General features: G+C 39.0%; 4 protein-coding genes. 3 read left to right on the top strand and 1 reads right to left on the bottom strand.

Annotated elements, in window-relative coordinates; translation table 11 throughout:
* Window positions 1-113: 113 nt before the first annotated feature.
* On the bottom strand, window positions 114-1,220 hold the full coding sequence (locus DXC01_RS04365; RefSeq protein ID WP_118698360.1) for an RNA-guided endonuclease TnpB family protein: 1,107 nt from the start codon (window positions 1,218-1,220) through the stop codon (window positions 114-116).
* 180 nt (window positions 1,221-1,400) lie between these two features.
* Here DXC01_RS04365 and DXC01_RS04360 point away from each other — a divergent pair, with 180 nt between their 5' ends.
* From DXC01_RS04360 to DXC01_RS04350, 3 genes are all read left to right on the top strand, one after another.
* Window positions 1,401-1,889 (top strand): AAA family ATPase, encoded by a 489-nt coding sequence (locus DXC01_RS04360; RefSeq protein ID WP_227223095.1) that lies wholly within the window; start codon window positions 1,401-1,403, stop codon window positions 1,887-1,889.
* The gene (locus DXC01_RS04355; protein WP_118698359.1) at window positions 1,890-2,312 is read left to right on the top strand and encodes an RloB domain-containing protein; all 423 of its coding nucleotides are present in this window, start codon (window positions 1,890-1,892) and stop codon (window positions 2,310-2,312) included.
* A gap of 102 nt (window positions 2,313-2,414) precedes the next feature.
* Window positions 2,415-2,708 (top strand): phage holin family protein, encoded by a 294-nt coding sequence (locus DXC01_RS04350; protein ID WP_199704964.1) that lies wholly within the window; start codon window positions 2,415-2,417, stop codon window positions 2,706-2,708.
* Window positions 2,709-2,815: the final 107 nt, after the last annotated feature.

Below are 2,815 nucleotides of genomic sequence, written 5' to 3'. Positions count from 1 at the left end.
ATTTTGAAGTGGGGGCTTCTTGCTCAATGGCTCTACTGAGCCAAGTATCTACAAGCTATCCTCGCGTGCCCCGCGATTTTTATTAGTCCGGTTACGGACTTTTTATTGTGCTGTCATGCACATTCTGCAAAGATTCTTTTTCCCTCATTCATGATGTTCACTGCTGCATTTACATCACGGTCCATTCTATATCCGCATTCACAGTAATAAATCCTTTCAGATAAAGACAATTTTTCTTTTTTCTTTCCACATGCACTGCAAATCTTACTTGATGCAAAATAACGATCTACTTTTATCAGATACTTCCCGCGTTCCTCCAGTTTATATTCCAGCATAGACAGAAACAGGCCATATCCATTATCATGTACGCCTTTTCCAAGATGAAGTCCTCCTGTCATTCCTTTCAGATTCAGATCTTCCACGCATATTGCATCGAAGCTCTCGGCAAGACTGGCACTGAGTTTATGCTGAAAATCTTTTCTCTGATTTCGGATTTTTTCATGGCACAGTGCAACTCTTTTCTTCTGCTTCTTATAATTCTGACTGCCTTTCTGACATCTGGACAGCTTTCTCTGTTCCCGTGCAAGCTTTTTCTCTGTGTTCCGGTAGAACATCGGATATTTGGCTCTTTCACCGGTAGAAAACACACACATTCCCTGCATCGCAAAATCGATCCCAATAAATTTTTCTGCCGGTCTTTTTTCTGCTGCTTGGTTTTCACTGCAAAATAAAAGACTGGCAAAATATTTTCCGGATGGCTCCCTGCTGACTGTCACAGATTTCAGTTTCCATTTTTCTGATATCGGACGGTGAAGCTTCATTCTGACAGCTGTCATCTTAGGCAGTTTCAAATAGTTTCCTTCCAGAAAGATATTTCCATTCACTACGTTTGTTGTATAAGATTTTCTTGACGACTTCTTTGATTTGAAACGCGGAAATCCTGCAGATGGTTCACGAAAAAACTTATGGAATGCGCTTTCCAGATGCATCTGTACATTTGCTAACGCCAATGAATCCACCTCTTTCAGCCAGGGATATTCTTTCTTGTAACTGGCTGGTGTGTTTCTTAACATTTTTTTTTCTTTTTTATAATGTTCCATTTTATCTGCAAGCATATAGTTATAGATAAATCGGCTGCAGCCGATTGTTTTTTCTATTTGTACACGTTGTTCTGCATTTGGATAGATTCTTACTTTTACTGCCCGATTTATTTTCCTCACCTCGTATTTCTACATGTTTACAAATGATTTCAATTGCCATTTCTGAACAATATGTTCTTTTTTATTATAATACAAGTCATCCATGAGAACAAGTGTTTTCTTTTTTATTTATAAAATTCTTTTGAGCATTTATGCTCAGATCTACAATTCATCTCACTACCTGCAGAGGTAGGAGAATTCTTGTTATATATTATGTTAAAAATGAGTCAGGTAAAGGCTCAGTCAAAACATAAAGGAATTTTGGAAAATGGAGAAGCTGGTCTGTTCAAACTGGAATTAGAGGATGAATCCGACGGAACAAGAAAACTGATGTCTCTGGCACCGGCTATTGAATCTGTTTTGAAAAAAGGCGGCGTTCTTCTGGTAGATGAAATAGAACGGGAACTGCATCCGATGCTTGTGAATTTTATTGTTGCAAAATTTCAGAGTAAAAACAGTAATCCAAATGGAGCACAGATTATATTCACAACGCATAATACAGAGTTGATGAATTTGGAATTGCTAAGAAAAGATCAGATTTATTTTGCTGATAAAAACAGAAATGATGGTTCGTCTGAATTATACAGTGTTACTGATTTTATGACCAAAACAGCAGACAATATTCGCAAAGGCTATCTGGCGGGAAAATATGGAGCTACTCCAGATCTTGAAATTGAGGAGGTCGAATAAATGACCAGAAAGAAACGAGATTGCGGGAGCAGAGGCACCGAAAAGGCCATCATAAGAGTATTCTGTGCGGGAGAGAGTGAACAGGCATACACGGAATATCTGAAGAAAAAATTCAGTGATGTGGCAGTGATCCAATATCCAAAAGAACCAGGACTGTTTGACCGAGCCGAAGACCGATTCAAGAAAGATCCTAAATATAGGGACTATACAGAAGTTATCGATGAAGTATGGTTTTTCTTTGATGTCGAAACTAAAGATGTAAATAAGTGGGATGAACGATATCGTATAATCAAAAAACTTAGAAAACTACGAAAGGATCAGAATATCAGAGTAAGACTGTTAATGACAAGTGGCTGCATAGAATATTGGCTTATGCTACATAAGAAATTGTATGAAGCGATTGAGTATTTAGAAAGGCTTTGATATCTAATATTTGAGTGTAAAATTTATGGTCAAAACTCTCCGACCTGCATACAATAAACCAGACACCACTGCCACACACCGGCAGAAAGCGGGGAAACCATCATAGAGCAGTTCACCAATTACGTAAGACCAGAACTTCTTATCGTAGCCATTGTCTTATATTTCATCGGCATCGCACTGAAACAGACACAGGCGGTAAAGGACAAATACATTCCGCTGATTCTTGGCGGGATTGGAATCCTGATCTGTGCTGTCTACCTGTTTGCGACCTGCACCTGCCACACAAAGCAGGACATTGCAATGGAAATATTCACAGCCATCACGCAGGGAATCCTGGTCGCAGGACTTTCTACATACGTGAACCAGGTAGTGAAACAACTTCACAAAGAAGACTGAGAAAGGGGATGAGCGATCATCCTCTTTTCTTTATCCAATGCGTCGTACCCCCTTGCTTTAGCTCTTAACTTGACCCATATTTATACAAGATAATTTCGATAAGCAAG

This window comes from Blautia sp. OM07-19 (assembly GCF_003481595.1).
Lineage (GTDB): Bacteria > Bacillota > Clostridia > Lachnospirales > Lachnospiraceae > Blautia_A > Blautia_A intestinihominis.
The sequence above is the reverse complement of the archived record's forward strand: the minus strand, read 5'-3'. Positions and strand labels throughout refer to the sequence as shown.